Source organism: Deinococcus sp. AB2017081, from assembly GCF_034440735.1.
GTDB classification, from domain to species: domain Bacteria; phylum Deinococcota; class Deinococci; order Deinococcales; family Deinococcaceae; genus Deinococcus; species Deinococcus rufus.
In genome coordinates this window covers 635,255-652,438 of the sequence record NZ_CP140098.1, presented here as the reverse complement: position 1 = coordinate 652,438, position 17,184 = coordinate 635,255, and the positions used below count along the sequence as shown (strand labels likewise).

The window sequence follows — 17,184 nt, the reverse complement described above, 5'->3', positions numbered from 1 at the left end:
ACTAGCCATCCGCGTGCCCCAGCGCCCACCACAGGCGCAGCCACGCCTCCTGGCCCTCGTACAGGCGCGGGATACGGAAGAACTCGTCGGGGGCGTGGATGTTCTCGTCGCCCACGGCGAAGGAGAACAGCACCGTGTCCAGGCCCAGCACGTCTTTGAATGTTTCCAGGATGGGGATGGAGCCGCCCATGCCGACCTCGACGGGCGCAGTGCCGTACAGGTCATGCAGCACCTGCCCGGCTGCCCCGCGCAGTGGGTGTCCGTCCGGCAGGGCGTAGGGGCCGGCGGCATGGTCGCTGGGCCGCAGTTCCAGACGCACGCCGGGCGGTGTATGCGTCCGCAGGTGCTCGGCCAGCAGCGCGGCGATGGTCTCCGGGTGCTGGCCCGGCACGAGGCGGCACGTCAGCTTCACGTGCGCCTCGGCGGGCAGGACGGTCTTGCTGCCCTCGCCGGTATAGCCGCCCCACAGGCCGTTGACCTCGACGGTCGGGCGGTGCCACTGGCGCTCCAGGGTGGAGTACCCGGCCTCGCCGTAGGCGGCCGGTGCGCCGGTCTGGGCCACGTACTCCGTGTCCGAGAAGGGCAGGCGGGTCAGGCCCGCCCGCTGCTCGGCGGAGAGTTCCTGAACGCCGTCGTAGAAGCCCTCGATCGTCACCCGCCCGTGGTCGTCGTGCAGGCCGGCGACCAGCGCCGCCGCCGCGTGCAGGGGGTTGTGCAGCGCCCCGCCGTGCCGCCCGGAGTGCAGGTCGCGGGCCGGGCCGTACACGCTGAATTCCAGCGCCGCCAGCCCGCGCCCGCTGACCGTCAGCGACGGGAACTCGGCGCTCCACATGCCCCCGTCGGCGCTGATGACGAAGTCCGCCCGCAGCTCGGCGGCCCGCTGCGCCACCAGCTCCGGCAGGTGGGCCGAGCCGACCTCCTCCTCGCCCTCGAACAGGAACTTCACGTTCAGGGGCAGGGTGCCGGTGGCCGACAGCAGCGCGTCCGCTGCCTGAACGGTCAGGAGCAGCGGCCCCTTGTCGTCGCTGACGCCGCGTCCGTACACCCGCTCCCCGATGACCGTCGGCGTGAAGGGCGGCGTGCTCCAGCGTTCCAGCGGCTCCGGGGGCTGCACGTCGTAGTGGCCGTACACCAGCGCGGTCGGAGCCCCCGGCGCGCCCAGCCATTCGCCATACACGGCCGGATGCCCGGCGGTGATCCACAGGGCCACATCCTGGAGTCCGGCCCGTTCCAGCCGCGCCACCAGCCAGGCGGCAGCGCGGGCCATGTCCGGCGCGTGGGCGGTCTGGGCGCTGACCGATGGAATGCCGGCGAAGTCGATCAGCTCGGCCAGCGAGGCGTCCGCGCGGTTCCTGAGCAGCGAGACGGCCGCCTCCAGTGCCGCCGGCAGTGGAGCCGCGCCGGGCCGGGGCGCGGGCCAGCCGGTCGTCCCCGCGCTCACTTGCCGCCGTCCACGCTGAGCACCTGACCGCTGATCCACCCGGCCTGCGCGGAGGCGAAGAACATCACGGCACTGGCGATGTCGTCCGGCGTGCCCAGGCGCCTGAGGGCAATTCCCTGCACCAGCTTGCGCTGCCCCTCCTCGCCGTAGCTCTCCCACTGGAGCTCGGTGGTGGGGTTCGAACGCACGAAGCCCGGCGCGACGTTGTTGACGGTGATGCCCCACTCGCCCAGTTCGTGCGCGAGCTGCCGGGTCAGGCCGATCTGCGCGGCCTTGGCGCTGGCATAGGCCTGGATGCCGGTCAGGCTGATGCCCAGCCCCGCGCCCGACGAGATGTTGATGATCCGCCCCGAGCGCTGGCGCTTCATGTGCGGGGCCACGGCCTGCGCGAACAGGAAGGCCCCGTCCACGTTCACCCGGAAGATCGCGTGCCAGTCAGCGGCGCTGATCTCCTCCAGCGGGCGGCCGACCTGCCCCAGCACGCCGCCGGCATTGTTCACCAGCACATCCACGCGGCCCGTCGCGGCGGCCACCTCGGCCACGAGGGCCTGCACCGCTGCGCCGTCCCCCACGTCCACGGTGCGCGTCTGGATCGTCAGCCCGTCGTGGGCGGCCAGCCGGGCAGTCTCGGCCAGTCCGGAGTCGTTCAGATCGCACGCCCACACGGAGGCACCGTTCCAGGCGAACGCAAGCGCGATGGCCCGCCCGAAGCCGTGCGCCGCCCCGGTGACGATCACGGTCTGCCCCTGGAAGTCGATGTTCATGCGCCCACCGCCGGCATCGCGGCCCGCAGCGCCCGCATGTTCGGGCCGTCCCCGCCCGCCGTGTCCAGGGTGCGGCGGCCGTCCTCAATGTCGTGGATCAGCTCGACCAGCAGCGCATTCAGGGGCGTGGGGGCGCCGTGCTCGTGGCCGAACCGCACCACCCAGCCGACCTGGGCATCGACCTCGGTGCGGCGCTTTCTCACCGACAGGTCACGCCAGATGCCGCTGTGGGTCTTGGCGCTGCGGCGGTTGAAGGCCACCAGCTCGTCCAGGCTGGCGTGGGCCTGTGCGTCGGCCGCGCCGGGCAGGAAGGCGGCCGGGTCGAAGCCGTTGAAGGCTTCGGGCGTGACGCCGTGGGCCAGGGCCACCCGCATGACCTCGCGGCCCAGTTCCACGTACATGGCGCGGTTCTCCGGGCGGGCCAGCGCGTCGGCAATGGAGTCGTCGGTGACGGCGGTGGCGAACAGCAGCGAACCGTAGCCGAGCTTGCTCCACAGGTAGCCGAAGATGTTGGGCGTCAGGATCGCGGCGGGCTCGAAGTGCCGCAGCAGGGTGTGGATGGCGTGTGCCCGCGCCGTCAGGGTGCCGTCCTGTTCTCCCACGACCACCGCGCCGCGCCCGCCGTAGGTCACCACGCCGGGTTCCAGATAGTCGGCCCCGAAGTTCACGAACGCGCCCAGCACGCGCTCGGCACCGAAGATCTCGTTCAGGATCAGCGGATTCAGGCCGTTCTGCACCGACACGACCGCGCCGTCCGGCGTGACGTGGGGAGCGAGGGCCCGCCCGGCCGATTCGGTGTCCTGCGCCTTGGTGCACAGCAGCGCCAGCGGCCACTGACCGGCCAGTTCCTCCGGGGTACATGCCGGGGCCTGGACGGTGTGATCCCCGAACGCCCCGGTGACGCGCAGGCCCGAGTCGCGGATGGCCTGCACGTGCGCGGCGGCCACGTCCACGAAGGTCACGTCGACCCCTGCCCGGATCAGCGCCGCGCCGATAGAGCCCCCGATCGCTCCGGCTCCCCAGATCAGGACACGGGGTTGGGCACCCTCCGACGAGCCGCTCACTCGATCCACCCGCCGTCCAGCAGTTCCCGTGTCTCCTGCACCGCCACGTCCCAGATCGCGTGCATGTCCTCGTCGGGGCGCTGGAATTTCCCGCCGTAGTTGCCCTCGCCCAGATAATGGCGCAGCGCCTGGGGAGCGAGCAGCCGCAGGCGATCCAGGTTCACCGCGCCCTTCTCGGCGTCGGGCATGGTGACCCCCTCCAGGCGCGTCCACGGGAAGTTCTCCATCCATGACGCGTGGCTGGCGTTGGTGTCGGTGGCCTGTACCTGGGCCCACACGCGCGGCGCGTTCCACCAGTTGTGGAACTTGACCTGTGTGCCGGGGTGGTCGGCCATCCACTCGGCGCTGAAGCCCAGCGCGGGCGAGTTGCCGCCGTGACCGTTCACAATCAGGATGCGCCGGAAGCCCTGTTCGTGGAGGCCGTCCAGCAGGTCGCGCACCACGCTCAGGTACGTCTGCACCCGCAGCGTGACGCTGCCCGGATAGGCCCGGAAATACGGCGTGATGCCGTAGGGCAGCACCGGAAAGACCGGGATGCCCAGCGGCGCGGCCGCCTCGTGGGCCAGCTTCGACGGCAGGATGTTGTCCACCGCCAGGCTCAGGTAGGCGTGCTGCTCGGTGGAACCCAGCGGCAGGACGCAGCGGTCGTCGTGTTGCAGGTAGGCCTCGACCTGCATCCAGTTCATCTGTTCAATCGGGGTCATCCCAGTCTCCTCTGATTCCCAGCCCCGCCGGATACCCCACCGGCCGGTCTGTCCATCGCCGGAGCCTGGGCCAGGTTCCTGCTCACTTCGTTCGGGTTCGTCTTCGACTCACCGGGAATTGTTGTCATGGTGTTCCTTGCGGCGGGCCTCCACGGCGGGAAGCACCAGCCCTTCCACGTCGCGCGGGTCGATCATGTGGCGGTATTCGATGGCGGCGGTGCCGGGCACGAGATCCCGCACCATCTCCGAGCCGGTGGCGTACACGACCACGTCTGCGTCCTCCAGAACGGTCTGGAGGCCGGGGGCGTGCAGGTGCGTGGCGTTCAGTGTCAGCACGTGCGGCGCAAAACGGCGGACGCCGGCCAGGAAGGTGGGCAGGAAGTCCTCGAAGGTGGCGACCAGCGCGACCGTCGAGAGCGGGCTCAGGCCCGCCAGGGCGGCGCGGGTGGCCTGGGCGGGAATGAAGCCCACGGGGATGACGGTCACACCCGGCAGCAGCGCCTGCGTCTCGGCCAGGCGGTGGGCCAGGGCCAGCACCACGTCGGCGGCGTGGGCGTGCTCCAGGCCGTCCCCCCGGCGCAGTTCGCCCAGCGTGACCGTCTGCACCCGGTCGCCGGGGCGCAGCGCGGGGTGCAGGTCGGCGGCGTACGAGCGCGTGGCGTCGGCGAAGAGGCCCACCAGCAGCACGGTCACGCCCTCCTGGGCGGGCTGGCCGGCGCGGGCCAGCAGCACGCCCATGACCTCGCTGATCTGCCGCAGCGTGAAGCCCTCGCGCTGCGCGTCCCCGATGGCCCCCGACAGCAGGTCGCGCAGCCGGGCGTGATCCGGGCTGTTCTGCACGCGCGGCGCGTCGGCCACGTAGGTGCCGCGTCCCCGCGCCGTGACGATCAGGCCCAGGCCCAGCAGCTCCTTGTAGACCTGCGCCACCGTGACGTGCGCCACCCCCAGCTCCTGCGACAGCTCGCGCACGCTGGGCAGGCGGGTGCCCCGCGCGATCTCCCCGCAGGCGATGCCGTATTCCAGCTGCCCGCGCAGCTGCGCCCCCACCGGCACGTCCAGCGTGCGGTCGATGCTCAGGGGCCGGACGAAGGCGGCGGGCGTGTCCAGGGTGGGCGCAGTCATGGAATCACCGTACCCTGCCGCTCCTGCCCCGGACGTTCCGGCACCGACCCGGCGGGATCGTACAGGTGGCACGCGACCTCGCCGCCCGAGGTCGGCAGCAGTGCCGGCCGCTCGGTGGCGCAGCGGTCGAAGGTGTGCGGGCAGCGCGTGCGGAAGGCGCAGCCGCTCGGCACGTTCAGCGGGCTGGGCAGCTCGCCCGAGATGGCGGGCTCGCTGCTGCGGGTGCCGGGTTCCAGCGAGGGGGCGGCGGCCAGCAGGCCCTGGGTGTAGGGATGCCGGGGCGCGGCGAACAGGGTGGCCGTGTCCGCGACCTCGACCACCCGGCCCAGGTACATCACCGCCACCCGGTGCGACAGGTGGCGCACCAGCCGCAGGTCGTGCGCCACGAACAGCACGGTCAGGCCCAGGCGATCCTGCAACTCCAGCAGCAGGTTCACGACCTGCGCCTGCACCGACACGTCCAGCGCCGAGACCAGTTCGTCGGCGATCAGGATCTCGGGCTCCAGCGCCAGCGCCCGCGCGATGCCGATGCGCTGGCGCTGCCCGCCGCTGAATTCGTGCGGCAGCCGTCCGGCCGCTTCCGGGGGCAGGCCGACCAGACTCAGGAGTTCCTGAATGCGGGCTCCGATCTGCTCCGGGGGCCGCATCTTGTGGACGCCCAGCACCTCGCGCAGCACCTGCTCGACCGTCATGCGTGGGTTCAGGCTGGAGTAGGGATCCTGGAAGATCATCTGCACCGAGCGGTTGTAGGCCCGCAGGTCGGCCCCCGCGAGGGTCGTCACCTCCGCGCCGCCGTAGCGGACGCTGCCGCTGTCGGCGTCGTAGAGGCGCACCAGCGTGCGGGCCAGGGTGGACTTGCCGCAGCCGCTCTCGCCCACGATGCCCAGCGTCTCGCCCCGGCGCACGCTCAGGTGCACGTCGGTCAGGGCCTGCACGACCGTGCGGGGCTGTCCCCGCAGCCGCGAGAGCAGCGACTGCCCCGCCGGGAAGGTTTTGGTCAGGCCGCTGACCTCCAGCACGGTGTCGGATGCTGTGGCGCTGGGCGTGAGGGTCTGGGTGGGGGCGCTCATGCCAGGTCTCCGGGGGGCGGCAGGCGGTCGGCGTGTACACACGCGCTGTCGCGGCCGGGGGCCACCGGCACCAGCGGGGGTTCGGTGCCCAGGCAGGCGTCGTCGCCGTAGGCGCAGCGTGGGTAGAAGGCGCAGCCCTGGGGCGTGATCCGCAGATCCGGCGGGCCGCCGGGAATCGGCACCAGCGGCCGGCGCTCGCCGCCCACGCCCGGCAGGCTGCGCAGCAGGCCCAGCGCGTAGGCGTGCCGGGGCTGGCGGAACAGTTCCACGACGGGCGCGGTCTCCATCAGCCGGCCGCCGTACATCACCGCCACGCGGTCGCAGGTCTGCGCGACCACGCCCAGGTCGTGCGTCACCAGGATGACCGCCATGCCCAGCTCGCCCCGCAGTTTCAGAAGCAGCCGCAGGATCTGATCCTGGATGGTCACGTCCAGCGCCGTGGTGGGCTCGTCGGCCAGCAGCACGCGCGGCTCGGACGCCAGCGCAATGGCGATCATGGCCCGCTGGCGCATCCCGCCCGAGAACTGGTGCGGGTAGTCCGAGAGCCGCGCCCGTGGGCTGGGAATCCCGGTCAGGTCGAGCAGGTCGGCCGCCCGCTCCTGGGCCGCCCGCCCCCGCAGCCCTTTGTGTTCGCGCAGGTTCTCGGTGATCTGCTCGCCCACCGTCAGCACCGGGTTCAGGGCACTCATGGGCTCCTGGAAGATCATGCTGATCTGGCCGCCGCGCACGCCGCGCAGCTGCTGGTCGCTCAGGGCCAGCAGGTTCCGGCCGCCGTAGCGCACCTCGCCGCTCATGGCGATCGGCGGGCGGTGCAGCCGCAGCAGCGCCCGCAGGGTCACGCTCTTGCCCGAGCCGCTCTCGCCGACCACGCCCAGCATCTCGCCGGGGTGCAGATCGAAGTTCACGCCGCGCACCGCGTGCAGCGTGCCCGAGGGCGTGGGGATGCGGACGTTCAGGTCGTGGACACTCAGCAGCGGCGCGGTGACGGGCGTGCCGATCCCGGTCTCTGTGAGCGCCGTCATGCGCGGGGCCTCAGGGCGTCGGCCAGGCCATCGCCGATCAGCGAGAAGGTCACGCCGGCCAGCGTCAGGGCCAGGCCCGGGAAGGTCGAGATCCACCACGCGGTCGCCATGAAGTTCTTGCCGTCGGCGACCATCACGCCCCATTCCGGGGTCGGCGGCTGCGCGCCCAGGCCCAGGTAGCCCAGCGAGGCCCCCAGCAGGATGCCCAGACTCATGTCGGTCATCAGGTACACGATGGCCGGCGTGACCGCGTTGGGCAGCAGGTGGCGCAGCAGGATCCGGCTGGGGCTGTAGCCCAGCACCCGGCCCGCCTGCGCGTACTCGGCCTTCTTCTGGCTCATGACCTCGCCGCGCGTGAGCCGCCAGTAGCTGACCCAGCCCACCGCACTGACCGCGATGTACATGTTGGTGAGCCCCGGCCCCAGCACCGCCACGATGGCGATGACCAGCACCAGGAAGGGAAAGACGACCACCAGATCGGCGATCCGCCCGACCACGGCGTCGGCCCAGCGGCCCAGGTAACCGGTGAGCGCGCCCAGCAGCGTGCCGAACAGGAAGGGAAACAGGGTCGTGAAGATGGCGATCTGGAGATCGACGCGCGTGCCGTAGATCACGCGGCTCAGCACGTCGCGCCCGAAGTTGTCGGTGCCGAAGGGGTGCCGGGCGGTCGGCCCCTGCAGGATGGCCTCGTAGTCGAAATCGGTGGGGCTGTGCGGCGCCAGGGCGGCCGGAAACAGCGCCGCGACGATCAGCACGGCCAGCAGGATCAGCCCGATCAGCAGGGTGGGCTTGGGGCCGCGCCGCGTGCGAACCGGGGCGGCGGGAACGGTCGTGACGGCGGTCATGCCGGGCTCCTCGGAATGGACAGCAGAGACATCAGCTCAGCTCCGTGCGGGGGTCGAGGCGGGCGTGCAGCAGGTCGGTCACCAGAAAGACCAGCGACACCAGCACCGCAAAGGTCAGGGTCAGGCCCTGGATGACCGGGTAGTCGCGCCCGAAGATGGCGTCCACCATCAGGCGACCCACGCCGGGAATGGCGAACACCGTCTCGGTGATGACCGCGCCCCCGATCAGCGCCCCGATGTTCAGGCCGAGCAGGGTCACGGTCGAGATCAGGGCGTTGCGCAGCACGTGCCGGCTCAGGATCACCCGCGCCGCCATCCCCTTGGCGCGGGCGAACTCCACGTACTCGGCGGTCAGCACCTCGATGACGGCGCTTCTGAGCGTGCGCACCAGCACCGCCGCCAGGTTCAGCCCCAGCGTCAGCGCGGGCAGGAACAGGTGGTACAGGTGGCCGCCGAAGCCCTCGCCGTAGCCGCCGATGGGAAACCAGCCGAGCCGGGCGCCCAGCAGCGTCAGCAGTTGCAGCGCCACGTAGAACACCGGCAGCGACAGCCCGACCTGGAACACGCCCCGGATCAGCGCGTCCACCCAGGTGTTGCGGCGCACGGCGGCCAGCACCGCCAGCGGCACGGCGAGCAGCACACCCAGCACGGCGGCGTACACGGTCAGGAACAGCGTGACGGGCAGCCGTTCCACGATCAGGCGCATGACCGGCACCTTCAGGCTGATCGAGTCGCCCAGATCACCGGTCAGGAGGCGCTGCACGAAGATACCGAACTGCACCGGCAGCGGCTGATCCAGCCCCAGCTCGCGGTTGGTGCGCTCGACGATCTCGGTGGTGGCACGGTCGCCCAGGATCGCGCTGGCCGGGTCGCCCGGCAGGAGTCTCACGAGCAGGAAGACCAGCAGCATGACCGCCAGGAAGGTCGGGATGATCTGGAGTAGCCGCTTGACAACATAACTGGTGTGCATGACACCTCCAGCACCCGGCCGCCGCACGGGAAGTCGCGGCGGCCGGGGACGGTGGGGACGGGGGCAGATGTCTTCTACGGATTCCGTCCGATTCCCGGACATCCGCGAGAGAGCCGGATGTCCGTCCATCTCCCGAAATCCGTACGGCTCCTACTCCCTTTGGTCGGATTTCACCCCGCTTTCAGCGGGATTCAATCGGAGTCCGTCTTACTTGTCGAGCCACGCTCCGGCGAAGATGTTGTTGCCCAGCGGGATCTGCACGAAGCCGCCCACCTTCTTCGAGAGCGCCACCGGATACGGCGTCTCGTACAGGTACACGATCGGCGCGGCCTGCTGGTAGATGGTCTGGATGCGACGGTACTGCGACGCGCGGTTCACGCGGCTGAGTTCCTGCTGGCTCTGCGCGAAGAGTTTGTCGATCTCGGCATTCTTGAAGCCGGTATGCACGGACTCGATGTTGTCGAAGATCGCGTAGTACGACGTGATCTGCGACGGGTCGTTGATGTCGTTCGTCCACGCCCCGGTGCGCATCTGGAAGTCGTTGGCACGGTAGCGGGCGGTCTTGGTGGCGGCGTCGAGCTGCTCGATCTTGAGCCGCACCCCGATGGCCCCCCACATCTGCTGCATGGCGGTGAGCAGTGCCAGATCGTCGGCGCTGCCGCTGGTGGCCATGACGCTGACCTCGAAGCCGTTCTTGTACTTCGTGGCGGCCAGCAGCGACTTGGCCTTCGCCAGGTCGTAGGGGAAGCCCTTCTGCGCGGCGTCGTACAGCGGCGTGGTCGAGGACATGAACGACTTCATGACCTTGCCGGTGCCGAAGGTCACGACCTGGATCAGGGCGTCCTTGTTGGTGGCGTAGTTCAGTGCCTGGCGCACGCGCACGTCGCTCAGGGGGTTCTCGGCCCCGTTCTTCAGCGTGGGGCGGTTGTTCATGAAGATCGAGCTGACCTTGGTCGAGGGGAAGAGTTCCATGTCCAGCCGGGCGTCGCGCTTGAGTTCGGCCACGCGGCTCAGCGGGATGAATTCTGCGCCCTGGAGTTCCCCGGCCTGCAGCTTCAGGATGCGGGTGTTGTCGTCGGGGATGATCTCGAAGCGCACGGTGTCCAGGTAGGGCAGCGCCTTGCCGTCCTCGCCCTTCTTCCAGTAGTAGGGGTTGCGCTTGAGCACCATGTAAGAGCCGCGCTTCCACTCGCTCAGGACGAACGGCCCCGAGCCGATGGGCTTCTCGGCGAAGGCCTTGGCCTTCTCGGCGTCGTTCTTGCCGGCGGCGGCCGTGAACAGCTTCTGCGGCATGATCGCGGCGTTGAAGGTCGCCAGCGCGGCGGGCAGCGTGGGATCGGGGCGCTTCAGTTTCAGGGTCACGGTCTGGCCGCTGGCCGTGATCGAGTCGATGCTCGCCAGCGAGGAGCTCCACGCCCCGGCGTCGGGCTGCCGGGCGCGGTCGAGCGACCACTTCACGTCGGCGGCGGTCAGGGCGCTGCCGTCGGCGAACTTCAGGCCGGGGCGCATCGTCAGGGTCATGGTCTTGCCGTCGGTCGACGCGGCGTAGCGGCTGGCCAGGCCCGGCTGCACGCCCTTGCCGTCGGCGGTGGGCTGGAGCAGCGTGTCGTACAGGTTGGTCAGGATCCAGATGTCGAGGTTGGCGTCGTTCAGGACAGGGTCGAGAAACAGCGAGTCGGCATAGCGCCCGTAGACCAGTTGGCCACCGCGCGTGACGGCAAGTGAGTGGGAAACACTGAGTGCGGCGGCGAGCGCGAGCGTGGCACGTGACAGTCTGTTCATACCCCTACCTCCAGAACGTCCATAACAACTTCGTAAATGTTATGGTGAACCATAACACCGAGCTCTGGATCTGGCAAGCCCAATGTTCCGGCCTGCAGCGCCGTGCGCCCGGAGGAGAATGTTCCCGCTGCACACGGAGTGACAGCGCGCTGCGTCGACGCCGGGGCGGATGGACACTGGTGGGTCGCGTGATCCGTCGTCCGTCTGCCGGACGGTGCCGGCACCATGGCCAGTCCTACCCGGCTGCTCGCGGCGGTCGGGCCCGGGAACCGGGAGCGTCGAGGACAACCCGGAGTGTGGTCAGCATGAACCGGCCGTCGATCGGCACGGTCAGGGTGTGTGGCGACTCCTGCAGGACGCCGCTGGTATTCGTGTTCACCCGGAACTGGCGGTCGGAACGCGGTGGGCCGGGTGCCGCAGGCGGCGGCCCAGGCGTGCCACTGGGCGCCAGCCCGCCTGCCCGGGGCGAGCCGAGTGGAGCCCGGATCCCTGGGGCGCCTGGCGACTGCCCACGCCACGGGGAGCGCTCATCCCGACAACCCCGTGACGGGCGTGTCCGTTCCCCCCAGCGACGCCCCTGGCACCCACTGACACGGCAGGCTGACGGATGCAGCCGGCAGACCGCCGAGGAGCTGCGTGAGGAGCCGCACTGCCTCACGGCCCATCTGCACGCGGGGGATGGTCACGTGTGCCCACCCGGCGGGCAGTTCACTCTGGTAGATCGGATCGCCCAGCACCGCAACGCCGTCGTCCTGTGGCCAGTGCACGCCGAGGGTCGCAGCCGCCGCGATCCACCCGGCGGTGAGGCGTTCGTTCTCACACAGCACGCCCGTCACGCCGGCGTCCAGCGCGGCCCGCACCACCGACGGGGTGACCGTCTCGACCCGCTCGACCCGGCCGCGTTCCGGCGCGTGACCCATGGCGGCGCGGTAGCCGAGTTCCCGGTCGACCGCCGATTCGTGGCGTGCCACCGTGCCCAGATACAGGGTGCACTCATGGCCCCGGTCGAGCAGGGCCGTGCACGCCCGCGCGGTCGCGGCCGGATGGTCGGCCGTGACGTACGGCAGCTCGTGGCCCGGCAGATCACGCCGGCCGATGACCACGGTGGGATGCCCGCCGCCGCCGAGCTGTGCCAGGCCGCCCGCCATCCGCTCCCCGGGCGTCCACGCCGCTGCTCGCGCTTCCCGGTCAGGGTGTCATGTCCGGGTCACACCGGAATGAGCAGGGCCGCCAGATCCCGGGGATACAGGCTGAGGCGCTCACTACCGCTGCCTGTGACCAGCACCGTGTCGGAGTGGCGGAAGCCGGCGAGGCCCGGCACGTACAGCCCCGGCTCGATAGAGAAGATCATGCCCGGCTCGATGACGGTGTGGTCGTCCAGATCGAGGAAGGGATGCTCGTGACCCTCCAGCCCGAAGGCGTGCCCGGTGTGGTGCCGGATCAGGCGCGTCATGTCCAGGGTGTCCTCAATGTAGCCGCGCACCTCGGCCTCGACCTCGGCACACGTGCGGCCGGGGCGCAGTGCGGCGAGGCCCACGTCCTGCGCGCCGAGCATGGCGGCGAAGTATCGCTCGAAGTCGGGGGTCGGTGCTCCGACGTGCATGGTGCGTTCCAGCTCGCTCTCGTAGCCGCCCACGACGCCGTAGGCCCCGGTCACGAGCACGTCACCCGGCTGGACGCCCACGCTCTGGTGCAGACCGTGTGGATGCGCGGTGTTCGCGCCGCTGATGAACATGGCGTTGGCCGGGAGGCCCTCGCGGGTCTTGGGCACGTAGCGCTCACCCAGCGCCGCGAGCATCTCGCGGGTGGCCCGCAGGCTGGACTCGTGCGACACCACGAGTTCATTCACGCCGGGGGCAATGGCGTCCTGCATCATCCGGTGGGCGTGGTCGCCCCACGCGCAGGCCTCACGGATCAGGGCGATCTCCGCCGGACTCTTGACCATCCGCAGGTCGTCGACGAGGGCCAGGCCGTCCGCGACCGGCTGCTCCAGCAGCGCCGAGAGCGCCGGCCCGCGGTAGCCCCAGCGGTGTTCGTAGCCGTCCACGTCGGCCGCGATCCGCTTCAGGCCCGATCGCCGCAGGTGGTCGGCCAGCACGGTCACCGGGTGCCGGCCACTGCCGCCCCCCGGATACTCGGGATACGTCAGGGGGGCGGGCAGTTCCGGGCACTGGTGGGCGTAGTGCTCGGCCTCGATCTCGGGCAGCAGCATGGTCAGGTCGCCGCCGCCGGTCAGGACGAGCCCGATGGGCCGCTCGGTGGCCGCGAAGTGGAAGCCGGTGAGGTAGGCGACCCGGACAGGCCCGAACACGCAGATCGTGTCGAGTTCCGCGTCGTGCAGCCTTCGTGCGAGCCGCTCCCGACGCTGGGCGTGTTCCGCCCGGCCGATCTCCAGACGATCAGCCACGGTCATGGGCGGTGCGCCTGCGGTTCGTCCTGGGGTTGCAGGATCAGTTCCGTCGCCGCGCGGTGCGCCACCTGCTGCACGCAGGCCGCGAGTTCCGGCACCCGCTCGCGCAGCACGCGGCCGCTGGAGCCGGCGATCCCCACCGCCGCAATCACCTTGCCGGCCCCGTTGAGGATGGGCGCGGACAGGCAGCGCACGCCGATCTCGCGCTCCTCGTCGTCGACGGCGTAGCCCTGCTCACGCACGACCTGCAGCGCCGCATCGAGGTCATCCGCACTGGTGATGGTGTGCGGCGTCCGGGGGCGCAGGCCGGTCTTGTGGATGATGTCGGTGACCCGCGCCGGCGGCAGATCCGCCAGGAAGAGCTTGCCCACGTCGCTGCAGTACAGCGGCGCGATGGAGCCCGGCGTGGTGAACATGCGCACCATGCTCAGCGGCTCCAGCTGGCTGAGGTACATCGCGCTGGTGCCATAGAGCTCGGCGAGGTGCGCGGTCTCGCCGGTCAGGTCGACCAGATCCTGCAGGTACGGCCGCACCCGCCGCACGAGGTCGTAGCGCAGGTACAGCGAGCGGCTGATCTCGACGATCTCCGGGCCGATGTCGTAGCGCTTGGTCGCGTGATCCTGGTGGATGTAGCCCCGCGCGGCGAGGGTCTGGATGATGCGGTGGATGGTGCTGGGGGCCAGACCCGCCGCCTGCGACAGCTCGGCGATGCTCAGGGGCCGCTGGGCATCCACGATGGTGTTGATCAGGGTCAGGGCCCGTTCGATGCTCTGGACGCTTTCACTCATGTCGGCCGCCTCATACGGACTCCGCAGGGGTCCCGGATATCCGGGACAGCGCCGGATATCCGTTCATCTCCCATCTCCCGGACTGCGTGGTTTCTCCTTCTCCCTCTGCTGCGCAGCTTTGCAAGCCCGGTCGGATTGAACTTACATTCTGCGGGATTCAAGCGGAATCCGCCTCACGCCTGGAACATCAGGAGGCTCCGCGGCGAGTGCATCTGGCCGTACAGGGTCTCGATGAAGGCCGCGCGCTGCTCGGGCCGGATGCGCTCGCGCACCGTGCGCACCGCCTCGTCGCCGTGCCAGTACGACGCGATGAACGGCCCCCGGAAGGAATAGCTGGCGAAGCGGATGCGGCCGTCGATCCACACGCGCTGCCCGAAGCTGGACGTCTCCAGGAACGCCCGTACCCGCTCCTCGCTCCAGCCGCCGCCCATCTGATACCACGCGGCGCTGGTGGCGCTGGCCGATCTCAGGCGGCGCAGCGCCATGTGGATGGCGTCGTTGGTGTCCTCGACCCAGTCGATCAGGTGCACGCCCTGGTCGCCGATGCCCTCCTGCACGCAGCCGGTCACCGCGTTGGCGGTGCACAGCAGGACGTCGGCGGTGCTCTCGCCGCGTTCGGCCGCGTCACGGGTGTAGAGCAGCTGGGTCGAGTGGCCCGGGAAAACCTCGTGACAGACCAGGTGCTTGAGCGCCGAGCGCGTGAAGTCGAGATCCACGTTGAGATCCATCTGGCCGGCGTTGAAGTTGCAGCGGGCCGTGAAGGGCACGCCGCGCACCGCGTTCAGGGCCATGGTGTAGTCGCCGGTCGGGTAGATCATCGCGTCGGTGCGGCGCTGGGCCTCGGCCATCAGGGCGGTGAAGGTGGCCTCCAGCTCCGAGGCCGGGGTGGCCCCGTCGGCCTCCCAGCGGTGCACCCGCTCGCCGAGGGTGCCGTCCACGTACCCGGCCTGGCGCAGCAGCGCGTCGATGGTGGCCTGCATGTCCTGGATCACGTCGTCGCTGACCGGCTCGGCAGGCACGCCCACGAGCTGCTCGAGTTTCTCCCGGAAGCTCAGTTCCTCACCCTCGAAGAGCCGCGCAGCGGTACGCAGCGACCTCAGCATGTCCTCCAGGAAGGCGCGGCGGGGGCCGTCCGCGAGCGTCCGGGTGGCCGCGTCGAGGGCCGCGAGTTCGGTGTGCACCTCCTCCCAGTCCTGATACGCCGGGGCAGGGACGAGGTTCTGCCCGAGATAGATCGGGACGAGTCCCTCGCTGTCCAGAACACCGTGACCGCGCGAGAGGCGGCGTTCGAGCTGATCCATACCGATGGTGAGGGCCGTGAGGCGCTGGCCGAGCTCCTGATCCTGAACGGTCGTGTCATGGGTGGGCATTGTGACCTCCGGCTCAAGCGTAGCGCAAATTCCGCATCGTGGAACAACAACTCAACCTCGGCGTTCCGCATCGTGAAATGCATCTGGCCGGTTCGGTGTTGACTTGCTCTGCGGCAGTCCTTACAATCCAGGCGTTCCATAAGAATTGCGTCGGCCCAGTGGAGATTGATCATCACCCCCTTTCCGGAGGTTGCATCATGACTCGGATCACCCGTAGCCCATATTCCGCATCCCGAAACGCGCTGCGCATTGCTGCCGCCAGCTTCATTCTGCTAGGCGGAATGGCTGGGGCCCAGCAGCGTGGCGGCACCCTCACGGTCGGCCTGGGGTATGACATCGACACCCTGAACGTGTACTCGACGGGCTTCCTGGGCGACGTTCAGGCCGCCGTGGTCGAGGGCCTGGTCGCGCCGGATGCGAAGGCGAACTACGTCCCGGTGCTGGCGACCCAGGTGCCCACGGTTCGCAACGGCGGGATCAAGGTCGCCGCCGACGGCAAGAGCATGACCGTGACCTACCGCCTGCGCCCCGGCGTGAAGTGGTCGGACGGCCAGCCGCTGACCTCGGCTGACGTCAAGTTCACGTGGGAGGCCGTGAAGAATCCGAAGTTCATCGCCGAGAGCAAGGACGGCACCGAGGACATCGCCTCGATCGACACGCCCAATGCCACCACGGTCGTCGTGAACTACAAGCGCGTCGCCCCGGACTTCATGAGCACGCTGTTCACCTTCGGGATCTTCCCCAAGCACGCGCTGGAGGGCAAGGATCTCAACACCGACACCTACAACGAGAAGCCCCTGGGCACCGGCCCCTTCCGCGTCAAGGAATTCCGGCGCGGCCAGTACGTGATCCTGGAACGCAACCCCTTCTACTGGCGCAAGGACAGCAAGGGCGTGCAGCTCCCGTACCTCGACGGCATGGTGTTCAAGATCATCCCCGACAGCAACACGCTGGTCACGCAGCTGCGTACCGGCGAGGTGCAGCTCGCCTACGGGATTCCCTACTCGCAGGTCACCCAGCTTGACGGCGTGCCCGGCCTGAAGATCGTCAAGAACACGGTATTGAGCTGGCAGCACCTGGACTTCAACCTCAAGACCGTCGACGCTTTCAAGGATCCCAACGTCCGCAAGGCCTTCGCCTACGCCCTGAACAAGTCGGCCATCAGCAAGGCGCTGGGCGGCTACCCCACGCCGATCAACACCGTGGTCGTGCCGGTGTTCTCGTACACCAACCCAGCCGTGCCGAAGTACGACTACAACCTGGCCCGCGCCCAGCAGCTGCTCGACGCCGCCGGGTGGAAGCCAGGCGCCGACGGCATCCGTGTGAAGGACGGCAAGCGCATGAGCTTCAAGATCATGGCGCAGGCCGGACGCTCCACCGACGAGGACGCCGAACAGGTCATCATCGCGTCCCTGAAGCAGGCGGGCATCGAGCTGCAGCCCGACAACAAGTCCGGGGTGGCGTTCCGCGACGCGCGCTACAAGGGCAACTACGACCTGTTCTACGGCGGCTGGATCACCTCGGCCGACCCGACCTACAGCGTGTTCTACGGCTCCAAGGGCGTGAACAACGGCCAGGGCTACTCCAGCGCGAAGATCGACGCGCTGCTCGCCCGCGCCGAGAGCACCCTCGACCCAGTCCAGCGCACGGCCGCGCTGCGTGAGTTCCAGACCGCGCTGATGACCGACCTGCCGAGCATCCCGGTCACGAGCAACCCCTCGATGATCGCCGTGACCGAGAAGCTGGGCGGCTTCGTGCCCAACCCGACGAACATGACCAACTTCGTCAACACCAGCGGCTGGTGGCTGAACAAGTGACCACAGACGGGTGGG

At 69.7% G+C, this 17,184-nt stretch carries 15 protein-coding genes; 1 reads left to right on the top strand and 14 read right to left on the bottom strand.

From position 1 onward, the window contains the following. Position 1: 1 nt before the first annotated feature. The 14 genes from U2P90_RS03135 to U2P90_RS03070 form a co-directional block, all read right to left on the bottom strand. A complete protein-coding gene (locus U2P90_RS03135; RefSeq protein ID WP_322473759.1) occupies positions 2–1,441 on the bottom strand; it encodes a dipeptidase in 1,440 nt (479 codons plus the stop codon). Continuing rightward, positions 1,438–2,205, bottom strand: a complete 768-nt coding sequence (locus tag U2P90_RS03130) for an SDR family NAD(P)-dependent oxidoreductase (protein WP_322473758.1) — start codon at positions 2,203–2,205, stop codon at positions 1,438–1,440. Before U2P90_RS03130 ends, U2P90_RS03135 begins: the two co-directional genes overlap by 4 nt. Then, entirely contained in the window at positions 2,202–3,269 is a 1,068-nt protein-coding gene (locus U2P90_RS03125; protein ID WP_322473757.1) for a 2-dehydropantoate 2-reductase, read from the bottom strand. Before U2P90_RS03125 ends, U2P90_RS03130 begins: the two co-directional genes overlap by 4 nt. After that, positions 3,266–3,973 carry a creatininase family protein gene (locus U2P90_RS03120; RefSeq protein WP_322473756.1) on the bottom strand — a complete coding sequence of 236 codons (708 nt, stop codon included), beginning with the start codon at positions 3,971–3,973 and terminating at the stop codon, positions 3,266–3,268. The genes U2P90_RS03125 and U2P90_RS03120 overlap by 4 nt, the downstream gene beginning before the upstream one ends. 108 nt (positions 3,974–4,081) lie before the next feature. Next, positions 4,082–5,095 (bottom strand): GntR family transcriptional regulator, encoded by a 1,014-nt coding sequence (locus tag U2P90_RS03115; RefSeq protein ID WP_322473755.1) that lies wholly within the window; start codon positions 5,093–5,095, stop codon positions 4,082–4,084. Continuing rightward, positions 5,092–6,165, bottom strand: a complete 1,074-nt coding sequence (locus tag U2P90_RS03110) for an ABC transporter ATP-binding protein (RefSeq protein ID WP_322473754.1) — start codon at positions 6,163–6,165, stop codon at positions 5,092–5,094. The genes U2P90_RS03115 and U2P90_RS03110 overlap by 4 nt, the downstream gene beginning before the upstream one ends. Then, positions 6,162–7,187, bottom strand: coding sequence for an ABC transporter ATP-binding protein (locus U2P90_RS03105; RefSeq protein ID WP_322473753.1), 1,026 nt, complete (start codon positions 7,185–7,187; stop codon positions 6,162–6,164). Before U2P90_RS03105 ends, U2P90_RS03110 begins: the two co-directional genes overlap by 4 nt. Then, a complete protein-coding gene (locus tag U2P90_RS03100; RefSeq protein ID WP_295816810.1) occupies positions 7,184–8,032 on the bottom strand; it encodes an ABC transporter permease in 849 nt (282 codons plus the stop codon). Before U2P90_RS03100 ends, U2P90_RS03105 begins: the two co-directional genes overlap by 4 nt. Positions 8,033–8,063: 31 nt before the next feature. Further along, a complete protein-coding gene (locus U2P90_RS03095) occupies positions 8,064–9,002 on the bottom strand; it encodes an ABC transporter permease (RefSeq protein ID WP_322473752.1) in 939 nt (312 codons plus the stop codon). Between the two features lie 207 nt (positions 9,003–9,209). Beyond that, entirely contained in the window at positions 9,210–10,784 is a 1,575-nt protein-coding gene (locus U2P90_RS03090; protein WP_295816805.1) for an ABC transporter substrate-binding protein, read from the bottom strand. 527 nt (positions 10,785–11,311) lie between these two features. Continuing rightward, positions 11,312–11,932, bottom strand: coding sequence for a substrate-binding domain-containing protein (locus U2P90_RS03085; RefSeq protein WP_322473751.1), 621 nt, complete (start codon positions 11,930–11,932; stop codon positions 11,312–11,314). A 59-nt stretch (positions 11,933–11,991) separates the two neighbouring features. Beyond that, the gene (locus tag U2P90_RS03080; RefSeq protein WP_322473750.1) at positions 11,992–13,197 is read right to left on the bottom strand and encodes a M24 family metallopeptidase; all 1,206 of its coding nucleotides are present in this window, start codon (positions 13,195–13,197) and stop codon (positions 11,992–11,994) included. Beyond that, a complete protein-coding gene (locus U2P90_RS03075; protein WP_322473749.1) occupies positions 13,194–13,982 on the bottom strand; it encodes an IclR family transcriptional regulator in 789 nt (262 codons plus the stop codon). The genes U2P90_RS03080 and U2P90_RS03075 overlap by 4 nt, the downstream gene beginning before the upstream one ends. A 173-nt stretch (positions 13,983–14,155) precedes the next feature. Continuing rightward, the gene (locus U2P90_RS03070) at positions 14,156–15,352 is read right to left on the bottom strand and encodes a hypothetical protein (RefSeq protein ID WP_322473748.1); all 1,197 of its coding nucleotides are present in this window, start codon (positions 15,350–15,352) and stop codon (positions 14,156–14,158) included. A gap of 281 nt (positions 15,353–15,633) precedes the next feature. On the opposite strand from U2P90_RS03070, the gene U2P90_RS03065 reads away from it, so the two are divergent. Continuing rightward, positions 15,634–17,169 (top strand): peptide ABC transporter substrate-binding protein, encoded by a 1,536-nt coding sequence (locus U2P90_RS03065; RefSeq protein ID WP_295816799.1) that lies wholly within the window; start codon positions 15,634–15,636, stop codon positions 17,167–17,169. Positions 17,170–17,184 lie beyond the last annotated feature (15 nt).